Annotated in this window: 19 protein-coding genes and 3 pseudogenes; 5 read left to right on the forward strand and 17 right to left on the reverse strand. The window is 64.7% G+C overall.

Going from position 1 to position 20,075, the window contains the following annotated elements; translation table 11 throughout:
• Positions 1-82 precede the first annotated feature (82 nt).
• Positions 83-799, forward strand: a complete 717-nt coding sequence (locus AC1DJT_RS08055; RefSeq protein WP_476769153.1) for an amino acid ABC transporter ATP-binding protein — start codon at positions 83-85, stop codon at positions 797-799.
• A 153-nt stretch (positions 800-952) separates the two neighbouring features.
• Here AC1DJT_RS08055 and ubiA read toward each other — a convergent pair whose 3' ends face one another.
• The 6 genes and pseudogenes from ubiA to AC1DJT_RS08085 form a co-directional block, all read right to left on the reverse strand.
• Positions 953-1,867 (reverse strand): 4-hydroxybenzoate octaprenyltransferase, encoded by a 915-nt coding sequence (gene ubiA / locus AC1DJT_RS08060; RefSeq protein ID WP_476833870.1) that lies wholly within the window; start codon positions 1,865-1,867, stop codon positions 953-955.
• 182 nt (positions 1,868-2,049) lie between these two features.
• A complete protein-coding gene (locus AC1DJT_RS08065) occupies positions 2,050-2,841 on the reverse strand; it encodes an endonuclease/exonuclease/phosphatase family protein (RefSeq protein ID WP_476769173.1) in 792 nt (263 codons plus the stop codon).
• Between the two features lie 109 nt (positions 2,842-2,950).
• Positions 2,951-3,445, reverse strand: a complete 495-nt coding sequence (locus AC1DJT_RS08070; RefSeq protein ID WP_476769155.1) for a hypothetical protein — start codon at positions 3,443-3,445, stop codon at positions 2,951-2,953.
• A gap of 183 nt (positions 3,446-3,628) precedes the next feature.
• Positions 3,629-4,129 (reverse strand): sugar O-acetyltransferase, encoded by a 501-nt coding sequence (locus AC1DJT_RS08075; RefSeq protein WP_476832436.1) that lies wholly within the window; start codon positions 4,127-4,129, stop codon positions 3,629-3,631.
• A gap of 196 nt (positions 4,130-4,325) precedes the next feature.
• Positions 4,326-5,249 (reverse strand): annotated as a pseudogene (locus AC1DJT_RS08080) (hypothetical protein); the annotation flags it as partial.
• An 11-nt stretch (positions 5,250-5,260) separates the two neighbouring features.
• Positions 5,261-6,067 carry a MerR family transcriptional regulator gene (locus AC1DJT_RS08085; RefSeq protein WP_476833871.1) on the reverse strand — a complete coding sequence of 269 codons (807 nt, stop codon included), beginning with the start codon at positions 6,065-6,067 and terminating at the stop codon, positions 5,261-5,263.
• A 155-nt stretch (positions 6,068-6,222) separates the two neighbouring features.
• Between AC1DJT_RS08085 and AC1DJT_RS08090 the strand changes: the two genes are divergently transcribed.
• From AC1DJT_RS08090 to AC1DJT_RS08100, 3 genes are all read left to right on the forward strand, one after another.
• Positions 6,223-6,441 carry a hypothetical protein gene (locus AC1DJT_RS08090; protein ID WP_476769159.1) on the forward strand — a complete coding sequence of 73 codons (219 nt, stop codon included), beginning with the start codon at positions 6,223-6,225 and terminating at the stop codon, positions 6,439-6,441.
• 176 nt (positions 6,442-6,617) lie between these two features.
• Positions 6,618-7,331 (forward strand): riboflavin synthase subunit alpha, encoded by a 714-nt coding sequence (locus AC1DJT_RS08095; RefSeq protein ID WP_476769160.1) that lies wholly within the window; start codon positions 6,618-6,620, stop codon positions 7,329-7,331.
• Between the two features lie 340 nt (positions 7,332-7,671).
• Positions 7,672-9,579, forward strand: coding sequence for a potassium transporter Kup (locus tag AC1DJT_RS08100; protein ID WP_476833872.1), 1,908 nt, complete (start codon positions 7,672-7,674; stop codon positions 9,577-9,579).
• Positions 9,580-9,609: 30 nt separating this feature from the next.
• Here AC1DJT_RS08100 and AC1DJT_RS08105 read toward each other — a convergent pair whose 3' ends face one another.
• From AC1DJT_RS08105 to AC1DJT_RS08135, 7 genes and pseudogenes are all read right to left on the reverse strand, one after another.
• On the reverse strand, positions 9,610-10,548 hold the full coding sequence (locus AC1DJT_RS08105) for a LysR substrate-binding domain-containing protein (protein WP_476832435.1): 939 nt from the start codon (positions 10,546-10,548) through the stop codon (positions 9,610-9,612).
• Positions 10,549-10,640: 92 nt separating this feature from the next.
• Positions 10,641-11,411 (reverse strand): ABC transporter ATP-binding protein, encoded by a 771-nt coding sequence (locus tag AC1DJT_RS08110; RefSeq protein ID WP_441491186.1) that lies wholly within the window; start codon positions 11,409-11,411, stop codon positions 10,641-10,643.
• The gene (locus AC1DJT_RS08115) at positions 11,408-12,277 is read right to left on the reverse strand and encodes an ABC transporter ATP-binding protein (protein ID WP_441506749.1); all 870 of its coding nucleotides are present in this window, start codon (positions 12,275-12,277) and stop codon (positions 11,408-11,410) included. The genes AC1DJT_RS08110 and AC1DJT_RS08115 overlap by 4 nt, the downstream gene beginning before the upstream one ends.
• Positions 12,278-12,288: 11 nt before the next feature.
• Entirely contained in the window at positions 12,289-13,206 is a 918-nt protein-coding gene (gene nikC, locus AC1DJT_RS08120; protein WP_476833873.1) for a nickel transporter permease, read from the reverse strand.
• Positions 13,203-14,222, reverse strand: coding sequence for an ABC transporter permease (locus AC1DJT_RS08125; protein WP_441491365.1), 1,020 nt, complete (start codon positions 14,220-14,222; stop codon positions 13,203-13,205). Before AC1DJT_RS08125 ends, nikC begins: the two co-directional genes overlap by 4 nt.
• 45 nt (positions 14,223-14,267) lie before the next feature.
• Positions 14,268-15,317, reverse strand: a complete 1,050-nt coding sequence (locus tag AC1DJT_RS08130) for an ABC transporter substrate-binding protein (protein ID WP_476833874.1) — start codon at positions 15,315-15,317, stop codon at positions 14,268-14,270.
• Positions 15,239-15,565 (reverse strand): annotated as a pseudogene (locus AC1DJT_RS08135) (ABC transporter substrate-binding protein); the annotation flags it as partial. The pseudogene AC1DJT_RS08135 and the gene AC1DJT_RS08130, both read right to left, overlap by 79 nt.
• A 248-nt stretch (positions 15,566-15,813) precedes the next feature.
• Here AC1DJT_RS08135 and AC1DJT_RS08140 point away from each other — a divergent pair.
• Positions 15,814-16,794: an alpha/beta hydrolase family protein gene (locus AC1DJT_RS08140; protein ID WP_476833875.1), complete on the forward strand. Its 981-nt coding sequence runs from the start codon at positions 15,814-15,816 to the stop codon at positions 16,792-16,794.
• Between the two features lie 366 nt (positions 16,795-17,160).
• Here the strand turns inward: AC1DJT_RS08140 and AC1DJT_RS08145 are convergent, their stop codons facing one another.
• From AC1DJT_RS08145 to AC1DJT_RS08160, 4 genes and pseudogenes are all read right to left on the reverse strand, one after another.
• Positions 17,161-17,565 carry a RidA family protein gene (locus AC1DJT_RS08145; RefSeq protein ID WP_441506753.1) on the reverse strand — a complete coding sequence of 135 codons (405 nt, stop codon included), beginning with the start codon at positions 17,563-17,565 and terminating at the stop codon, positions 17,161-17,163.
• Between the two features lie 114 nt (positions 17,566-17,679).
• Entirely contained in the window at positions 17,680-18,717 is a 1,038-nt protein-coding gene (locus AC1DJT_RS08150; RefSeq protein WP_476776231.1) for a trans-3-hydroxy-L-proline dehydratase, read from the reverse strand.
• Positions 18,718-18,779: 62 nt separating this feature from the next.
• Positions 18,780-19,778, reverse strand: a complete 999-nt coding sequence (gene lhpI / locus AC1DJT_RS08155; protein ID WP_476833877.1) for a bifunctional Delta(1)-pyrroline-2-carboxylate/Delta(1)-piperideine-2-carboxylate reductase — start codon at positions 19,776-19,778, stop codon at positions 18,780-18,782.
• 82 nt (positions 19,779-19,860) lie between these two features.
• Positions 19,861-20,075: pseudogene (locus tag AC1DJT_RS08160) on the reverse strand (ectoine/hydroxyectoine ABC transporter ATP-binding protein EhuA); the annotation flags it as partial.

Genomic DNA, 20,075 nt, shown 5'->3' on the forward strand with positions numbered 1-20,075 from the left:
ATCTATGTCATGATCACCATCATTGACTTCGCGCATTGCTTCGACATGACGCAATGGAGCCGGCGGCTCGAGCGGAGGCTGCATGTCGCTCCTTGATCTGAATGACGTGGTCAAGCGCTACGGCCAGCACACGGTCTTGAATGGCGTGTCGCTCACCGTCGCGAAGGGGGAGATCATCGCCGTCATCGGCCGCTCGGGCTCGGGCAAGAGCACCTTGCTGCGCTGCGTGAACGGGCTGGAGCCTATCCAGGGCGGCACCATCTCCTTCAACGGCACCGTGGTCAACGATCCCGGCACGGATCTGCGCAAGCTGCGCCTGCATGTCGGCATCGTGTTCCAGAGCTTCAATCTCTTCCCGCATCTCAGCGCCGAGGAGAACATCACGCTAGCGCCCAATGTGGTGAAGGGGGTGCCGCTGGCCGAGGCACGGCGCCTGGCCGAAACCGTGCTGCGAAAGGTGGGACTGGCCGAGAAGATCGATCCCTATCCCGATCAGCTCTCCGGCGGTCAGCAGCAATGTCTGGCCATCGCGCGTTCGCTGGCGATGTTGCCGCAACTCATCCTGTTCGACGATCCGGAGCTGGTCGGCGAGGTGCCGAAACTGCTGGAGGAGATGGTGCGCGACGGCATGACCATCATGCTGGTGACCCACGACATCGGCTTTGCCTGCAAGGTCGCCAACCGCGTGGCGTTCATGCACCAGGGCCTGATCTGGGAGGAAGGTCCCGCGGCCGCGACACTCGCCCGGCCTCGCACGCCAGAGCTCGAGACGTTTCTAAGCGCAGTCCTATTGCATTGAGCTCACCGCCGGCAGGAGCAAATTAAGCGGGTCGAACGTCGGCTTAAGGGGGGCAGCTGCTGGCGAGGGCGGAGATCGAGGGGCATGAGGATGCATGTCAGTCGGGAACCGCGGGCCTTAGCGAGCGAGTTTCGCGACCGACCGCGCCGGGCCTCACATCGTTCCCAGCAGGGCGGTAGCGGCCAGCAGCGCCCCGGTCAGGATGTTCGCCAGGAACAGCCCGAAATTCACGTCGGGGCGGGMAAGGTCGATCCGCCAGGTCTGCCAGGCCAGATGCGCGGCGATCAGCAGCATGCCGATGGCGTAGGGCAGCGACATGCCCAGCAGCCAGCCACCAAGCGACCAGGCTGCAAGCGTCAGCGCATAGAACAGCCCAACCCACGCCTTGCCGTGCCGCCCGAACAGGATCGCCGTCGATTTCAGCCCGAGGCGGCTATMGTCCTTTACGTCGACATAGGCATAGACGGTATCGTAGCCGATCTGCCAGGCGATGGCCCCGGCCCACATCAGCACCGCGCCGGGCGGGATTTGTCCCGCGACCTCGGCCCATGCCATGAGCATGCCCCAATTGAAGGCCGCGCCCAGGACGGCTTGCGGCCAATGGGTGAAACGCTTGCAAAGCGGGTAGATGAACACGAGCGGGAGTACGCAGAGCGCGACCAGAGCTGTGTATGGGGCAAGGCCAAGCAGCAGCGCAGCCGCCAGCGCGAGCTGGACGCCCAGAAAGACGAAGGCTTGTCGCGTGCCGATCTGCCCGCTTGCCAACGGCCTGAAGCGGGTTCGCTCGACATGGCCGTCAAAGTTCCGATCGGCGATATCGTTGATGGTGGAGCCGGCGCTTCGCATCAGCAACGCACCGAGCAAGAAGATGGCCAGGAGCCCGAGGTCGGGAACGCCATGGGAGGCCTGGATCAAGGCGGCCCAACAGGGGAACAACGTGAGCCATATGCCCACGGGGCGATCGAGCCGCGCCAGCCGCGTATAGGGCCGCCATGCGGCCGGCAGCCGGCGGTCGACCCAATCGCCCTGATGGATGTCGCTTAAGTCCGGACGGCTTGCCGTTGTCATGACCAGATCTATGTCCTGTCGCGAACTTCCGATGAACGCGACAGTCTTGTCCGCGATTCCAGCACCATCGCAGAGTGGAATTTGTGCGCCAAGGATCGGCGTCGGCACCGGGGGCGACGCGGCGCGCCATCCGCTTCCGACAAGCGCTCCAGCAGCATGTCGCCTATCTCCGGCGGCGCCTGTCATATCCTGAGAAGAAGCGGTCGATGGTCCGAGACCTCGGGATGCTCGACCACCGTGAATTCGATCACGTCGATGCTGCTGCGCACGAGCATATAGTCGGCGTAGCGACTGGCCTTCTTGTAGTGCGAGGTTCGGGTGTCGGTGCATCCGGTCGCCGTGACGAGGTCGTGCAAGCCGATCTCGGCCAGGATGTCGAACGTCCGGCTGCCAGGTTCGACATTGAAATCGCCGCAGACGACCAGGCGCTCCCCCGGCGGCGCGACATTCGCGATCAACCGCGCGAAGCGCGTCGCCTGCTCCAGGCGCTCTTGTGTGTCCAGCTTGCCCGCGAGGTCGCGAAGCCCATGCATATGCGCGATGGTGATCGGCCACCCCCGTTCGAAATCGAAAAGTCGGATGACGTGAGCGTTGCGCGACCTGGGATGGTCTCCGTAGCCATCCCAGGAGAACGCCTTGTGCACGAAGCCTTGCGCCTGCCCGATGATCGGATAGGCCGATCGCACGAATGTCGCGAGGCCCCATTGCGAGGGCACGGGTTTACCGTCGTCCCAGAGAATGCCCTGCGCCGCCGGGAAGAACATTGCGGTATGGTCGGGCAGAGCCGCGCCGATATCGCGGAAGAAGTTTGCACGCTGGGGAAGAACATGGTCGCCGTCGCGGTAGGTCAGCCAATCCTTTGACGACGAAGGCGTATGCACGACTTCCTGCAGGCACAGGATGTCGGGTAGAGCGCTGCGGAGATAGGCGTCCGATGCGGAGAGAGCGCGGATCACGCGGAAATCCCGGACAATGACTAACGCCTTGTCGCGCTGCGCGGCAATTGCCGCCACGTGCTGCACGGTCGGTCGTGCGGCCGTTGGGGGAGGCGCGTATCGGAAGGCCCGATACGCGCCGGTCTTCTCAGTTGATCGACTTGATGCTGCCGAAGATATCGTCGAGCGCCTTGGCGTGCGTCTCGCGCTCTTCGTCATTGCCCCAGACGGTGATCATGATCATCCGGCCGCTGCCGGCCGGCATCAGGATGAAATCGACTGTCGTCGGGCCATTCGCGTCAGTGGTGCGGAACTGGAAGACAGTCGAGGAAATCCCGTTGATCGGGACTTCTGCCTGGATCGGCTTCACCTGCTTGATCTTGTTTTCCTTCATCCAGGATTCGTTCGTGGCCATCATCTTGTCGATCTCACGGGCATGCGCGAACTCGACCGAGAAGAAGATCGCCTCGTCCTGCGGGCGCGCGGAGTAGCCGAACTCGATCTCCTGCGTCTTCCAGTTGTTCGGAACGGTCAGCGTGATGGCCGGGTTCTTGTCGGGAACCGCGAAATTCTTGGCGGCGGCAGGCACGACGCACAGAAGCGCGGCGGCGAAAGCCGCAAAGCAGAGACGGGCGATAGACATGGGAGAGTTCTCAAGAGCCAGGTGACACATGTGACCTGCAGCCCGCTCGTTTCCTCTGCGCCACCAATGGCGCTGACGCAATGCCGATGGACCGGCCGTGCCGCGTAAACCTTAACCGGCCCGGCATTCGCCAGGGGATCGCGGGCGAAGGAGCATTTCACTGCCCATTATAGGGAGGGTTCTTCAGTCGGCGATCGAACGAATGACCCGCGCCGGATTGCCACCGACAAGAGTGTTCGAAGGAACGTCCCTGGTGACGACCGAAGCCGCCGCGACGACCGAATTCTCTCCGATCGTCACGCCGCCGATGATGGTCGCACCGGCTGCGATCCAGACATTTCTCCCGATCGCGATGGGCTTTGCGGTGACGCCGGCGCGCCGTTGGGACGGCTCAAGGGGGTGGCCGGTCGTGATGATGCTCACATTCGGCCCGATCAGCACGTCGTCGGCAATATCGAGCCCGCCGAGATCATAGAAGGTGCAGTTCTGATTGACGAAGACATTGCGCCCGACACGGATATTGACCCCATTTTCCGTATAGAACGGCGGTATCAATACGAAGCTGTCGTCGACCTTCTTGCCGATGAGATCGCTGAACAAGGCCCGGACTTCATCGGCATCGTTATAGGTCAAACGGTTGAGGGTGGCGGTGATCGCCATCGCCCGCTTGACGTTTGCCGACATCGCCGCCGATTCCGGCGTTCTCCTGGGAATGAACCTGGTGCGATCAGCATTCGCCATTCGGTATTGTCCTCCGGGCGCGGCCAAGCGAGGTCCCGGTGCATGACAGCGCCGCCGGGATTCGCTGAGGGTAGCTGCAAATCGCCGGGATAAGCGTCCAAACGTCCAGGCGCGTCCACTCCCAGGCAGGCATTMACCTTTGGTTTTCCAAGGCCGTCCGCAGCATGTCGTAGGTGGGCGCCAGGTCACGAAGGGCGGTCGCCGCAACGGCGTCGTTGCCGACAACCAGCGGATATTGCATCGCGCCGATCAGGCGCGCCTGCCTGTCGGCAATCCGCGCGGCCTCGGCATAGCCGGCGCGCGCCAGGCAGGCTGCGGCATCGACCGCGCGGCGGGCGCCGACCCTGACCGCGAAATGGACCATATGGCCGCGCAGCGCCTCGTCGCATCGCGCCTCGATCCGTGCCGCCAGGGCTTCGGCTGCTTCGCCATTGCCGAGGCTTCCGGCCGGCATGCCGAGATCGCCGTCCATCGACAGCCAGCGGATCGCCGCGCGAACGGACGCACGGATCGTCTCCACCTCGCTGACCTCTGCGACGCGCCTGAAGGTGGTTCGCATGGTGTAGGGCGCGCCATAGATCAGCGTGCTGGCGCTCCAGGCGGCCATGAAATCGGCGACCGGCAGGGTGGCATAGGGATAGCCTTGCGGATCATGCATCACCACACGCTCGTCATCCGCTTCAAGGACGACGACATAGTGGTCCGCCTCGATCGGTCCACGCATGCCCGGCTGGTGCCGCAGATGCCCCATCTCGACCGGGCCGATCCAGACTGGTCCGCCAGCCAGCGCCGCCTTGAGGCGGGCGAGGGCCTCCTCGGCTTCGMCGCCCTGCGTGACCGTCGATGTCCAGCCGAGCGACGAAAGCGCGTCCYCAAAGCCCTTCTCCGGGTCCCAGCCATAGGGATCGAAGAATGGCAGCGTGCCGCCGATCAACTGCATGCCGAACGGACTGCCGATGGCGATCTCGATCACCGCGGTGGAGGGCGCGTCGGCCCCGAACATCATCGCGAAGGAATTGGCGTAGCAATAGGGGCCGGAGCCCGTGTAGGAAAAATGCGTCATGGCGGGCTCGCTTACAGGGTGATCGGATAGGCGACGTCGAAACGTGCGCCGCCGGTTCCGGGATAGGTTTCGCAGGGGCTGTCGCTGCAGCTCAGATCGTTTCGTGCGTCGAGCCACGCCTCGATCGCGTCGTAGACGCGCAKGACGAGCGGGAAATCTTCATAAGCCCTGGGCACCGGCAGATAGGCCTCGCGCCGCGCCGGCTGCAGCCATAGGCGCAGGTCGCCGGCAGGTTCCAGGCTGCCCTCATAGGCGATGGCGACCTCGACCAGACCTTCGCTGTCGCGGCTGACGAGGCTGTGGCAATGCACGCTCATCGGCCCGTCGCCCGGCAGGCCCGAGCCCCGCAGATGGGCGCGGATATCGGCCTCGGCGCTGGCGACGAAATTGTCGAGGGCCTCGACGCCGACGTGGCGCTGGCGGGACACGACCTTGCTGGCCTCGATCTCGCGCAAGCTTATCGCCGTGGCCAAGGCGGGTTCACCACCGTCGGCGTGTCGGGCAAGCGCCCGAACACCCTCGGTCTGCTCTGCCAGAAGCTCGTTCTGCGCGCTGAGCCATGCCTGCAGTTCGACGGCGCGCGCCTCGGGTGCAAGCGCGACAAGCTGCCCGACACGCGCCACCGGCAGGCCGAGCCGCCGCAGCCTCGCGATCAGCCGCGCCGGTGGCGCCTGCTCGGGGGCGTAATAGCGGTACCCGGTCTGCGGATCGACGTAGGCCGGCACGAGCAGGCCCTGTTCGGCATAGAGCCGCAACGCCTTCGGAGACAGCCGCGTGGCGGCGCCGAAACGTCCGGCAAGAAGATAGGAATCGCTCATGAACCCATCTCTAGAGTCAGCCCTTGGGGCGAGGTCAAGCGCCGAAGGAGCCTTCGCCATGGCGGCCCGACCTCGGCCTTCCAGTCTCCGGGCTGGCGATGTCATCGGGCTTCATGGCACGATCCGAGCCTTGCCATTCAGACGTGGAGCGCCTGATGACCAATGCCAGCGCCGGGAACCCCGTTGCCGACGAGGCTCCGACTCATCCCGAGGAAATCAGATCCGAGTTCGACCTGCGTGTCGGCAAGCACATCACCCTGCAGGGACGGGCGCGGATCACTCCGGCTGGCTTGATCTGCTCCGGGCTCGCGGTCGCCATGGTGACGTTTGCTCTGGGCTACCTTGCCCGGTCGCTCCCAGCGCGGCGGCGGTGAGCCTTCGGACCGGCATGGTCCATCGCCCCTGCGCCCGTTCATCCGGGCTGTCCTGGTCAAAGCGGCCGACAGCCAACTCCGACCCATCGCGGACGCTCGCAGGCCTTGCCCTGATCGACTGGCCTGCCGCATCCGGCGAGCGCTATAAGGCGCGGCTCGAGAGGATGAGGACAGCGATGTTCACCGGCATTGTTCAAACCGTAGCGCGGGTTGCAGCCATTGAGGACGACAATGGCATCCGGACCTTCACGCTCGATTTCCCCGCAGGGTTTACCGAAGGGCTCGCCATCGGGGCCAGCGTCGCCGTGGATGGCGTCTGCCTGACGGCAACGACGATCATATCCACTGAGCGGGTGCTCTTCGACGTCATGCTCCAGAGCCTCGCGGTCACCACGCTGGGGGATTGTGGGCCGGGCAGCATGGTCAATGTCGAACGGGCGGCGAAGGATGGCGCAGAGATCGGTGGGCACCCTCTCTCGGGCCATATCGACTTCGCAGCGCGGATCGACCTCATCAAGGAATACGGAGGCAACAAGGCCATCCGGTTCTCCATCCCTCGGCCCTTCGAGCGGTACATCTTCCCGAAAGGCTACATCGCCATCAACGGATGCAGCCTGACGGTCTCGGAGTGCAACAAGGCCGAGGGCTGGTTCGAGATCTGGATTATCCCCGAGACGCGCCGGGTGACGAATCTCGACGCCAAGCGAGAGGGTGACGCGGTCAATGTCGAGATCGAACGGGGGACTCAGGTGGTTGTCGACACGGTGCGGGACACCGTCGCGGAAAGCCTCGGCGAGCTGCGCCCGTTGCTCGAAGCCCTGCTGAAGGAACGTGGCCTGGCTCTGGAGGACTTGGTGACGCCCTCGGCCCTGTTGCCTCCCCGTCACTGAGGGGGCGCGGCCTCCGCGCCTTGCGGAGCTCGTCCTGCCTGATCGCGAACCGCAATCGTCGGTCTTCACCTGAACCGGCCAGGGCCCCTGAAGGCGTTTGGGTGACTCAGACGCGGCCCCATGGTTCTGGTCCAGCTTGACCTCCGTTCTGGCCGATCGTGAGGATCAGACCAGGGGCGCACGGCATCCCGCACGGCGAGGAAGCGCAGCCCTTTGGACGGGCGCCTGACCTGCGGGACGACGATGGTCCTTCCGACCCGCGCGACCGGCATCCTCGCCCCCTAGCAATTTGCCCCCAATGCTCGCAGATTAGGTACTGGGTTGCAGCTGGGATCGAACCATGACTGCCCACAGCGCTCAGGTAACKAGACCGCCCGCTGCCCTGCCGGTCGCGGCCACGCTCGGCGCTCTCGGCGTCGTCTATGGCGATATCGGAACAAGTCCGCTCTATGCCTTGCGGGAAGCGGCGAGGGCGGCGACCCAGGGCGGCAGCCTCAGTCAGGATGCGGTGCTCGGCATCGTCTCGCTCATCCTGTGGGCGCTGATCCTGATCATCTCCATGAAATACGCGCTGCTGATCCTGCGTGCCGATAATCGCGGCGAGGGCGGCATCGTCGCCATGCTGGCCCTGCTCTCGGCCCGCAACGCCGAGCCGGGGAGCTGGCGCGCCTATCTCCTGATCGTCGGCCTGATCGGTGCGGCGCTGCTTTACGGCGACGGCGCCATCACCCCGGCCATCTCGGTGCTGAGCGCCGTCGAAGGCCTGAAGCTCGACGCGCCGGCGCTGCAGCATGTCGTGGTGCCATTGACCGTGGTCATCCTGATCGGCCTGTTTGCCGTCCAGAAGAAGGGCACAGGCTTCATCGGCGCGATCTTCGGTCCGGTCATGCTTGGCTGGTTTATCATCATCGCGCTGCTTGGCCTCCACGGCATCGCCCAGGCGCCCGGCGTGCTTGTGGCGCTGAGCCCGCTCTACGCCGTCAATTTCCTGATCCACCAGGACTTCCATGTCAGCTTCGCCATTCTCGGCGCGGCATTCCTGGCCGTCACCGGCGGCGAAGCCATGTATGCCGACATGGGACATTTCGGCCGCCTGCCGATCAGGCTCGCCTGGTTCGGCATTGCCCTGCCGGCGCTCGTGCTGAACTATTTCGGTCAGGCCGGACTCCTGATCACCGACAGCGCCGCGCTGGATAATCCATTCTACCAGCTGGCGCCGGACTGGGCGCATTACCCGCTGGTCGCCCTTGCCACAGTGGCGACCGTGATCGCCTCGCAAGCCATCATTTCCGGGGTGTTCTCGCTGACGCAGCAGGCGATCCAGCTCGGCTTCCTGCCCCGCATGCATATCGAGCACACGGCAAGCCACGAGATCGGCCAGATCTATGTGCCGCTGGTGAACTGGCTGCTGGCGGCGGCGACGCTCGGCGCGGTGATCGGCTTCGGCTCGTCCGATGCGCTGGCAGGCGCCTATGGCATCGCCGTCTCCCTGCTGATGGCCATCACCACCCTGTTGGCCGCGCTCGTTGCGCTGCACTGGGGCTACCCGCCGGTGATCGTGATTGCGGTCAACGGCTTCTTCCTCGTCATCGACTGCATCTTCTTCGCCGCGAACACGACCAAGCTGTTCGAAGGCGGCTGGTTCCCGCTCCTGCTTGCGGCCGCTGCCGCCTTCGTGATGCTGACCTGGCGCAGCGGCGTCAAACTGGTTGRGCGCGCCCGCCGCAATCTGCGCCAGCCGGAGGAGGAGCTGATCGAGAGCGCGGTCGCGACCTGCTGCTCGCGACTGCCCGGAACCGCCGTCTTCATGGCCTCGGCTCCCCATGGCGTGCCGCTCGCGCTGACGCAGTTCGTCAAGCACAACCGCGTCCTGCATGAGCGCATCCTGCTGGTCACGGTCGTCATCGCAGAGGTCCCCCGCGTCGAGGAGGATGGCCGCGTCGAGGTGATCGAACTCCATGAGAGCATCACCCGGATCATCCTGCATTTCGGCTTCATGCAGTATCCGAGCATCGCCGACGGACTTCGGATGGCCTGCGAACAGGGCAGGCTGCCCGGAGTGGACCCCACCCAGATCACCTATTTCATCAGCCGGGAGACGATCATCCCGACCAAGCAGATCGCCGGCATGGCGGTCTGGCGGGAAACGCTGTTCGCCTTCCTCCAGCGCAATGCCGAGCGCTCGGCTGCGTTTTTCGGCGTGCCGACCAAGCAGGTGGTCGAGCTCGGAACCGAGATCGAGATCTGACGGGCATGGGCAAGCGACTGCCCATGCCCGTCAGCAGCGGACGAGCTGCGGCTTTGCACTGACCGCGTCCTGCTCGCCCTCRCTGACGGTGCGCCAGAATTGCTCAACGACCGGACGGGAATTCGACAGGGATCGGTAGAGCCGGATATCGACCGTCAGGTCCCAGCTGGCATCGGCGGCGCGCACGAGTTGCCCGCTGGCAAGATCGAGCCGCACGATGCTCTCCGGTATCCAGGCCAGCCCCCAACCGGCCAGAGCCATCGCCTTCAGGCCCTCGGACATCGTGTTCTCGTGGATCGTGATGCGTTCGAGCGCTCGTCTCGCGAAGAGATCCGCCAGCACGTGATGGAAGAACGATCCGGCGCCATAGGCGAGGTGCCGCGCCGGGGTCGCTCCCGGCTCGATCCGGTGAAGCGGGCGACCGCTGGCATCAGGGGCTGAAACGGGGACGACGCGCTCGTCGCCCAATCGCATATGGATGATGTCGGTGTCGCCGATGAAGACCGGCACCGCGCTATGCGAGTAGATCAACAGAAAATCGCTGCCGCCTTCCCTCAGCGAGGTCACGAGGGAATCGATCCCGTTATTGTCCGCGCTCACTCTCGTCCGCAGCCCGCCGAAGCGGGGCTCGATGCGCCGCAGCCATTGCGGGAAAAAGGTCAGCGACAGCGTGTGGAGCGCTGCGAAGGACAGGGTGTTTGCACGCAAACCCTGCTTCTCCCGCAGCTTGTCCCTGGCGCGATACAGGTCCTGCAACAGCTCCTGCGCGGTCCCGCGGAAATTCTCGCCGGCCGAGGTCAGCCGGACCGGATAGGAGGCCCGATCGACGAGGGGCAAGCCGACCCAATCCTCGAGTTGCCTGATGCGGCGGCTGAAGGCGGACTGGGTGACATGGCGTTCGGCAGCGGAACGGGAGAAGCTTGCCGTGCTCGCAAGGCTGAGGAAATCCTCCAACCATTTGACCTCCATGGCGTCCTCCCTAACGCGACAGGGTCGCAGCGCCCGGCCGCGTCCAGGGCGATGCCGCGTCGACATCCACCTCCGTCCGCCCCACGGCCGGGCTAGTCCGCATCGAGGCCGACCAGCGCACGATCATAGCCGGCACTGGCTGCGATGAGCCTCTGCGTGTAGCCGCTATGGGCGCGCGCCGACATCAGGTCGGCGACGCCGAGCTCCTCGATCAGCTTGCCCTGGTTCATCACGGCGAGCCGGTTGCACAGATTGGCGACGACGGGCAGGTCGTGGCTGACGAGGACGCAGGTGAGGCCCTGTTCGACCTGGATGTCGCGGAGCAGGTTGAGAACCTCGGCCTGGACGGAGACGTCGAGAGCCGAGGTCGGTTCGTCGAGAAACAGGATGCGGGGCTCGAGGATGAGAGCCCGCGCGATCGCCACGCGCTGGCGCTGGCCGCCGGAGAGCTGGTGCGGGTAGCGGTAGCGGTAGCTCTCGCCAAGACCGACCTGGGCAAGCACGCGGGAGACGCGCGGGCCGATGCCGGCGATGCCGTGCACCACCAGCGGCTCCGAGAGAATGGTGTTGACGGTGTGCCGTGGGTGCAGGGAGCCATAGGGATCCTGGAACACCATCTGGGCCATCCGGTAGAACGCGAGATCGCGCACCGGTCCCACGGTCTTGCCGGCGATCCTGATGGTCCCCGACCATTGCCGGTTGAGGCCGGCAAGGCACCGCAGGATCGTCGTCTTGCCGCAGCCGGACTCGCCCACGAGCCCGTAGACGGTCGCTTCGGGAATCGAGAAGGAGACGTCGTCGACGGCGACGGACTGGTTTTCACCCGCGCCGAAGGCGACGCGCAAATGGCTGACTTCGATCATGCTTCCGCCGGAATGGGTTCGTTGCGCCAGGACGGGTCGCGCTCCAGCACCCGCAGGCGCTTATGGCCGTCCTCGAGCCGGGGCAGTGAGGCCAGCAGCCCGCGCGTATAGGGATGTTTCGCCTGGTGAAGGTCCGCGGCGGGGCATCGCTCCACGATGCGCCCGGCATACATGATCAAGACCTCGTCGCAGAAGGTCGAGACMAGGTTGAGGTCATGGCTGATGAACATCAGGCCGATGCCGCGGGTGGTGACGAGCTCGTCGAGAATGGCCAGGACCTGGAGCCGGACGGTGACGTCGAGCGCCGAGGTCGGCTCATCCGCGATGATCAGCTCGGGCTCGGGAATGAGCATCATGGCGATCATGATGCGCTGCCCCATCCCGCCCGAGACCTCGTGCGGGTAGAGCGCGAAGACGCGCTTGGGATCGCGGATGCGGACCGCCGCCAGCATCTCCAGGGCCCGCTCGTTCGCTTCGGCGCGGGAGGCGCGATGATGCACGCGAAAGGCTTCGGCGATCTGATGCCCCACCCGCATGACTGGGTTGAGCGAGTATTTCGGGTCCTGCAGGATCATCGAGACGCGCTTGCCGCGAATCCCGAGCATCTCGTTTTCGCTCAGGCCTGCGAGCTCGGTCTCGCCCAGTTTCATCGACTTGACGGTGGAGGTCGCTCCCGACGGCAACAGGTTGAGGATCGCCCGCCCGGTCATCGACTTGCCGGAGCCGGACTCGCCGACGATGCCGACCTTGTTCCGGCCGACCTCGAAGCTGATGCCGCGCACGGCTTCCACCAGGCCGCGCGGGCCGGGAAAGCCGACGCGCAGGTCCTCGACCGTGAGGATGGGGCTCTTTTGGGTCCCGGACATCGTCCTCTCCCTCACGAGCGCGGGTTCAGCATGTCGCGCAACCCGTCTCCGAACAGGTTGAAGGCGAGGCTGACGGTCAGGATGGCCAGGCCGGGCATGGCGGCGAGATACCAGTGCTCAAGCAGGTATTGTCTCGCCGTCGAGAGCATGGCGCCCCATTCCGGCGTCGGAGGCTGGGCGCCCAGGCCGAGGAAGCCGAGGCCGGCCGCGGTCAACGCGACGCTGGCCATGCTCAGCGTCACCCGCACGACGACCGAGGGCAGGCACATCGGCATGACGTGCTTGAAGATGATCCGCGGTGTCGAGGCCCCCATGACGCGGACGGCATCGACATAGTCGCTGGAGCGGATCGTCAGGGTTTCCGCCCTGGCGAGACGGGCGATCCCCGGCCAGGAGGACAGCGCGATGGCGATGATCGCATTGTCCAGGCTCGGGCCCAGGGCGGAGACGAAGGCCAACGCCAGGATCAGGCTCGGGAAGGACAGGAAGATGTCGGTGATCCGCATCAGCAGCGCTTCGACCCAGCCTCCGAGATAACCGGCCGTCGCGCCGATGCACAGGCCGATCGGCCCGACGATCACCGCAACGAGGCCGACGATGTAGAGCGTGGTCCGGGCGCCATAGACGATGCGGCTGAAGACATCCCGGCCGAGCTCGTCCGTTCCGAGCCAATGCGCGGCGCTCGGGCGCTGAAGCCGTTCGGCCAGGACCTGGTCGAAGGGCGAGTGGGTGGCGATCCACGGCGCCATCAGCGCGACCAGCCCGATCACCAGCAGGACGACCACGCCGATGACGGCGAGGGGGTTCGCGGCCAGGCGCAGCCAGGCGAGGTAGAAGCTCTGCATCCAGGCCTGGAAGCCCGATTGCGGTGCCTCGGCGAGAAGCCAGGATYGCAACGAAGCGTTGCGCTCGAAGGAATGAGCCGTCATCGGGTGCGCGGATCCAGGAAGCGGTAAAGGAGATCGGTGATCAGGTTCAGGCAGATGAAGACCAGACCCACGATCAATGTGCAGGCGAGAACGGCGTTCATGTCGCCGATCATCAGGGCGGTCGTCAGGTACTGACCGAAGCCGGGCCAGGCGAAGACCGTTTCGGTGAGCACCGCTCCTTCGAGCAGCCCGCCATAGGAAATCGCAATGACCGTGGCGAGCTGGACCAGCACGTTGCGGAAGGCATGACCCCAGACCACGCGCCGCCGCGAGAGCCCTTTGACCCGCGCCGTGGTGATGTATTCCTGGCTCAGCTGATCGAGCATGAAGCTCCGGGTCATGCGGCTGATATAGGCCATCGAGGAATAGCCGAGCAGGAGAGCCGGCAGGATGATGTGCCGCGCGGCGCTGACGAACACGTCCCAGTCGCCCGCCAGTGCTGAATCGACGAGCAGCAGCCCCGTCCGCTTCGGCACGGCGTCGAGATAGAAGATATCCACCCGGCCGGAGCCGCCGACCCAGCCGAGCCAGGCATAGAAGACGATCAGCCCCATCAGGCCGAGCCAGAAGATCGGGACGGAATGGCCGATCAGCGACAGGAGCCGCACGGCGTGGTCGATCGGTTTTCCCCGATAGACCGCAGCGGCGACGCCGAAGGGGATGCCGAGCCCGCTGCCGATCACGATGGCGACGGTGGCAAGCTCGACCGTCGCGGGAATGACATGTCTGAGATCGTCGGCGACGGGATTGCCGGTGAAGATCGCCCGCCCGAAATTGCCGCTCAGCATGTCGCGCAGGAACATGACGAACTGGATGTAGAGCGGCTGGTCGAGCCCGAGCTTGATGCGAACGTTCTCGTAGACGCTGGCATCGGCCTTCTCGCCGACAACCGCGGCGATCGGGTCGAAGGGCAGCACGCGCCCGATGAAGAAGGTCAGGGCCAGCAGGCCAAGCAGGGTGAGCGCGACGGAGAGCCCGCCGCGCAGGGCCGGCGCTGCCCAGCGCGGCAGGCGCAGGCGGGCGTTTCGGCGCGGCGCGAGATCGGTCAGGGAGCTCACGCCTCACTCCTTCTCGATCGTGTCGTAAAAGAACTCCGAGCCGTTATATTCGAAGCGCTTGACCCGCTTGTGCAGGGCCATCGCGCCCAGCCGCTGGAAGATGCCGATGATCGGCGCCTCGCGCATGTGGCGGCGCTGCAGCTCGGCATAGAGCGCGGTGCGCTTGGCGGGGTCGCGCTCCACCTGCGCGGCCTCGACCTGCTGCTTGAACCAGGCGTCGGGCGCCCATGCGGCACGCCAGGCCAGGAAATTCGTCGCCTTCGCGGCATCGCTGTTGTCGGGGTTATACGCCATCCGCAGCGCCATATCGTTGGCATCGGGATAATCGTAATCATAGACCGCCATCAGCATCTGGAAGTCGCGGCTGCGCATCAAGGTGTAGAGCTGCGCCGTCGCCATGGTGCGAATATCCAGCGTCACGCCGACCTTCGCGGCATTCTGCTGGAAGTTCTGCGCAAGATCCGGAAACGGGTAGTTCGTCATCGTCAGGACGGTCTTCTTGAAGCCGTCGCCATAGCCTGCCTCGGTGAGGAGGGCCTTTGCCTTGGCGATGTCCAGCCGATAGGGGTCCTCGCCCTTCGGCAGCGCCCCGAACACGCCGGCCGGCACGAAGCTCTGGCGGATTTCGGCGCGCCCCTTCTGCACGGTCTCCTTCAGCCCCTGATAATCGATCAGGTAGCGAAAGGCCTCGATGACCTTCGGGTTGCTGAGGATCGGGTCCTTCTGGTTCAGCGCGAGATAGACGCTGTCGAGGCGCGGCTGAAACTGAAAGCGCAATTCCGGATTGGCCACCATGGCCGCCAGCGACGAGGCTTCGACCGATTTGGCGTAGTCGATGTCATTCTTCTCGAGCAGGAGCCTCTGCGCGCCCGGTTCTGGTCCGGCGAGGTGAGCCCCCAGTCGCGCATCAGGCTCGCGCTGACCAGGTTGAGCTTGATCGACCGGCGCATGGCCCAGGCGATGCCCGACGAGGTGACCGGATTGCCAGACGGGAAAACCATGCCGCGCCGCAGCGCGAACGTCCAGGTCTTCCCGTCCGGGGAGCTCGACCATGTCTCGGCGATGCCGGCGACGACTTTCGAAGGATCCTTGTGATCCAGCGAGAGCAGCGGCGTGCACATCTGCCGCAACAATTCGTTGGGAAACGACTCGTTGGCTGCAGCCGGATCGAACGTGATGAAGGTGGTGAGGTCGCTCGCCATGACGAATACGTCCTTGGGCGTCGCGGCCTGTCCCGGAGCCACGGCAAGGCCGAGCAGGAACGAGCCCGCGAGAGCGGCTCGGGTCAATCTGCGTAACATAGCGAACGCTCCCCATGCGGATCGACATCAGCGGAAGGGCCGCCTCGATCACGATATTCTTGAGGGCAGGATGTTTGAAAAGACGAGCGGTATCAAGATAACAGTTATGAGTTAATTGCATAGACTCAATACATTTTCGAATACATTGCAATAAGTATTCGATACGCCCCGCATATTTGCGATCTCGCTTGACTCTCATACTGCAAGATACTTCAGTTTGGAAAATTATCTAGGGATGGAACGCGAATATGTCTCTGTTTGCATCGAGCGTCGCCTCTGTCGGGGATTGGATGCTGCCGTTGAAATGTGCCGTTGCGGCGTCGACCCTGGCGCTGGGGCTTGCCCCTCCGGCTCAGGCGCAGCCGTCAAACCCCTGGGAGGCGGTCGAGCATCCCCGGCCGGGCCGGTTGCCCGTCGATCGGGAGCGCCCCGGCGAGCAGGCCTGGTTCGTCCCGGTGGGCCGGGATGCGCAGGGGGCCGAGATCCTGCTGCCGGCGCGCGTGTTCAGTCCGGTCGGGCCCGGCCCGTTCCCGCTCGCGGTCGTCAGCCACGGCTCGCCCGCGAATGCGGCTGCGCGCAAGACCATGGCGCCGCCCGAATACCGGGCAGGGGCGGAGTGGCTGGTCTCGCGTGGCTTCATGGTCGTGTTGCCGCTGCGTCGCGGATATGGCCCGCGCGGAGGCGAATGGGCCGAGGCCTACGGACCGTGCAGCCAGCCGGACTACGTTCGCGGCGGGCTGGCGACTGCGGATGATATCCAGAATGTCGCGCGCTATTTCGCGACCCTTCCCACGATCCGGGCCGACCGTATCCTGCTCGTGGGCCAATCGGCSGGGGGCTGGGGCTCGCTGGCCGCAGCGAGCCGCGGCCCCGAKAGCGTGCGCGCCGTCATCAATTTCGCCGGTGGCCGCGGTGGCTATGCCGGCGGCCGGCCGAACAACAATTGCGCGCCGGACAGCCTTGTCGACGCGGCGGCGACCTTCGGCCGTTCATCGAAGATCCCGACCCTGTGGATCTATGCCCGGAACGACCGCTTCTTCGACAGCGCCCTGACCGCCCGCATGGCAGGGGCCTATCGCTCCGCCGGCGGCGATGCCGAATATCATCTCCTGGACGCATTCGGCGAAGACGGGCACAGGCTGTTCCCGACGCCGGAGGGCCGCGCACTCTGGCAGCCCTATGCCGACCGGTTCCTCGATCGCATCTGGGGGGCGAGCGCAAGGCCTTGATGCGACGCTTGGGGCGCCGGCCGCAACGGGTATCTGGCCCGTCCAGGAGGCTGGAATGGGCAGCCACGTCCCGGCTGGACACATGAAGGTGGCCACACGCCTCATGGCTGGACAGAGGGGGCCGCACCAAGGCTTCCACGTCCGGGGTCTCGCGTCTGGCACACAGGCTTCGCGCAGTTTTCGCCTCTCGCGACTTCCCCTTTCCAACTGTCGGGAAGTCTCGCTGCCACAAGGCGAAGCAAGCAKGGCCTAGTCGCTATTGCCCATGTTTGGCAAAGGCCGTCCAAGCAAAACTGGGGCGAAAGGGGAGACCTCTGCCTTCCCTTTCGCACGCTTGTGGGCGGCGTTGGATCGGCCGCCCATCGTTCAATCGTCGCTGATGACAGCGATGACATCGATCTCCACGAGGCAATCTCTCGCGAGCATGCCGGTCTGCACCCGCGTGCGAACCGGAAAGTTGCGCTTGAAGAACCGGGAGTAGATCTCGTTGAAATTGTTGCCGGTGCGATAGTCCGCGTCGCCGTTCCGGGCATCGGCCACAAAGACGACGACCTTGACGACGTCGTCGATCGTGGCGCCGGCCGCTGCCAGAGCCCTCTCCATGTTCTGGAGCGCAAGTTCGGCCTGTTTCTCAAAGCCTTCGGCCCAAACGCCATGGTCGTCCCAGCCGACCTGGCCCGCCAGGAAGACCAGTGTCCCCTTCGCCTTCACGACATCGGAGAAGCAGGGCCATTTTTCGGGATGGCCGGGCAGGGTAATCGACTCGCGCATGTTCGGTATCCTCTGTTCATAGGTTCGCGGAATGCCCATTTGCGGGCAACTAAGGTGCTACGCGTAATGCTTTACGATTGGATTCAAGAAAGCCCCGGGCAAGAGCTCGCTCCGCTATCTCTGCAGTTTTTGCATTGGCCAGGTATCGGACAGCCGATAGCCGGCCGGGAATGGGTCCGTGGGGTCGAGCATGTGCTGATGGATGCCGGTGATCCAGGCACGGCCCGAAATCACCGGGACAATCGCTCGCTTGCCGCCCAGGCCCGCTTCCGATTCCAGCAGGCAATCGAACTCGGTATCGACAATCGACCGCCCGACAAACCGTTCGCCAACAGCCAATTCGCCGCGTGCGTTAAGGACCGCCATCCGCGCCGAACACCCCGTTCCGCACGGCGATCGATCAATCTTGCCCGGCTGGATCGCCACGGCGCTTGTGCCGTGCATGACGCCGTCCCTTCGTGTCACCGGCTCGGTCATCTGGCAAAAGGAGATATGGTCCCAGCCGTTGGTCGGATGAGAGAAACCCAGCTGTTCGTTGGCTGCATTCGTGACGCGTACGCCAATCTCGGCAATGTCACGGGCTTGGTCCGGCCGGATTGCGAGCCCGAGCGACGGCGCATCGATGATGACGAAGCTGTCGCCGCCCCAGGCAATGTCGACCGCCATCGTGCCGATGCCAGGGATCTCGAGTTGCGCATCGAGCTTGTCCACGAAGGAGGGATGGTTCCGGACCCGGATGCGCTCGGCCTTGCCGTCCCTGCATTCGGCCTCGACTTCGATCAGCCCTCCCGGAGGTTCAAGGATGAGGCGTGTGATTGGTTCCTGCATCGGGACGATGCCGCTGTTGAGCAGGACGGTCGAAACGCAGATCGAGTTTGAGCCGGACATCGGTGGGGTATCGCCGGGTTCCATGATGATCCAGCCGGTATGGGCTCTGGGGTCCTTGGGGGGCACCAGGAGATTGACATGGCGGAATACGCCGCCTCGAGGCTCGTTGAGCACAAAGTTCCGCAATCCCTGATCGCGGGCGATGAACTGCGCCTGCTCCCAGATCGTCTCGCCCGGCGGCGGCAGAACGCCGCCCACGATGACGTCGCCGACCTCGCCCTCGGCATGACAACTGACAACATGAATAACGCGGTTGCTTTGCATGGGATTCCTCGGAAGATCACAGGGTTTCTCACCAGGTCGCCCCGATGGGGCCGCGCGACCCATTAGGAGGCGGTGTTCAGGCGCATCTGCTGCTCGGGAGCCTTCAAGGTACGGTAGACAAGGCGGGCCGCGACAAGATCGGCCAATGACGATCCGACGGCCTTGAACACGGTCGTCTGCTCGGCGGATTGGCGCCCGAAAGCGGAGCCCCTGCACAGTTCCGTCAGTGTTGCCCGCACGTCGGAAGCGGTGATGACCCCCGCATCAATCGGCTGAATGAGATCGCCGGACTCGTGCAGCGCGTCGCTTGTATCGACATAGATCATCGCAGCCGCCATCAGGCGATCGTCCGCTTCACGCATTGTCGGCGTGAAGCTGCCGATCAGATCCACATGCGTACCCGGGCGAACCCAATCACCGCGAAGGAGAGGGTGCGTCGACAACGTCGCTGCCGAAATAATGTCGGCCTCGCCGACCGCATGCTCGAGATTGTCGACGACGGTTGCTTGAAAACCATTGGCGGTGAGGTTGGCTGCCAGACGGCGCGCGCCGACGCCATCGATGTCCCAGACCGCGACCTTGTCGATCGGTCGAACGGCTCGCATCGCTTCGGGGACGAGGCTGGCAACCCGACCGGAGCCGAGCAGCAGGAGGCTTCGTGCGTTCTCACGCGACAGGAACCGGGCGCCCAGCGCCGCTGTCGCGACGGTTCGGCGGGCTGTAATGGTGTTCCCGTCAATGATCGCCAGTTGCTGGCCCGTCGAGCCATCATAGAGCACATAGGTCGAGGCGAGTCCCGGCAGTCCCTTCGCGGCGTTGCCGGGGTATACGGTCACGATCTTGACGCCGAGAAGGCTGTCTGCGTCGCCATCATGGCTCCACGCCGGCATCAGGAGCAGCGTGGCTTGCGGCTGCCCGGCCCGATCGATCGCGTGGTGATGGCGCAGCGGCGCCTGACATCCCGCCGCAAAACCGGTTGCCAATGCATCTATGAGATGACGGTAGGCGAGAGCCGAAGCGGTCTCGGGGGCTCCGATTATCGTAGGTGAGGACATTGTGATCTCCCTTGCTCGCGGCAATGCACGGCCGTCGCCCGACTGCATGAGTCCAATCAGGCCGGTTTTGCTGTGATGTCTTTGTCGGCTATCGCTTGATTGCGTTCAGAAACGCCTTGGTTCTGTCGTTTCTTGGAGCGTTGAAGATCTCGCCCGGAGAGCCGTCTTCGACGATCTTTCCTCGTTCCATGAAGATCACGCGATCAGCAATGTCACGGGCGAAGCCCATTTCATGCGTCACAACCAACATCGCCATCTTGGTCTCGTGGGCGAGATTATGGACAACCTCGAGGACCTCACCGA

The organism is Allobosea sp. 05T422_2 (genome assembly GCF_056396265.1).

Coding starts and splice junctions, on each gene's coding strand:
- AC1DJT_RS08055 (WP_476769153.1), top strand. CDS start 83: ATGTCGCTCCTTGATCTGAATGACGTGGTCAAGCGCTACGGCCAGCAC.
- AC1DJT_RS08070 (WP_476769155.1), bottom strand. CDS start 3,445: ATGTCTATCGCCCGTCTCTGCTTTGCGGCTTTCGCCGCCGCGCTTCTG.
- AC1DJT_RS08075 (WP_476832436.1), bottom strand. CDS start 4,129: ATGTCGGCAAACGTCAAGCGGGCGATGGCGATCACCGCCACCCTCAAC.
- AC1DJT_RS08090 (WP_476769159.1), top strand. CDS start 6,223: ATGACCAATGCCAGCGCCGGGAACCCCGTTGCCGACGAGGCTCCGACT.
- AC1DJT_RS08095 (WP_476769160.1), top strand. CDS start 6,618: ATGTTCACCGGCATTGTTCAAACCGTAGCGCGGGTTGCAGCCATTGAG.
- AC1DJT_RS08110 (WP_441491186.1), bottom strand. CDS start 11,411: ATGATCGAAGTCAGCCATTTGCGCGTCGCCTTCGGCGCGGGTGAAAAC.
- AC1DJT_RS08130 (WP_476833874.1), bottom strand. CDS start 15,317: ATGGTCGAGCTCCCCGGACGGGAAGACCTGGACGTTCGCGCTGCGGCG.
- AC1DJT_RS08145 (WP_441506753.1), bottom strand. CDS start 17,565: ATGCGCGAGTCGATTACCCTGCCCGGCCATCCCGAAAAATGGCCCTGC.
- AC1DJT_RS08150 (WP_476776231.1), bottom strand. CDS start 18,717: ATGCAAAGCAACCGCGTTATTCATGTTGTCAGTTGTCATGCCGAGGGC.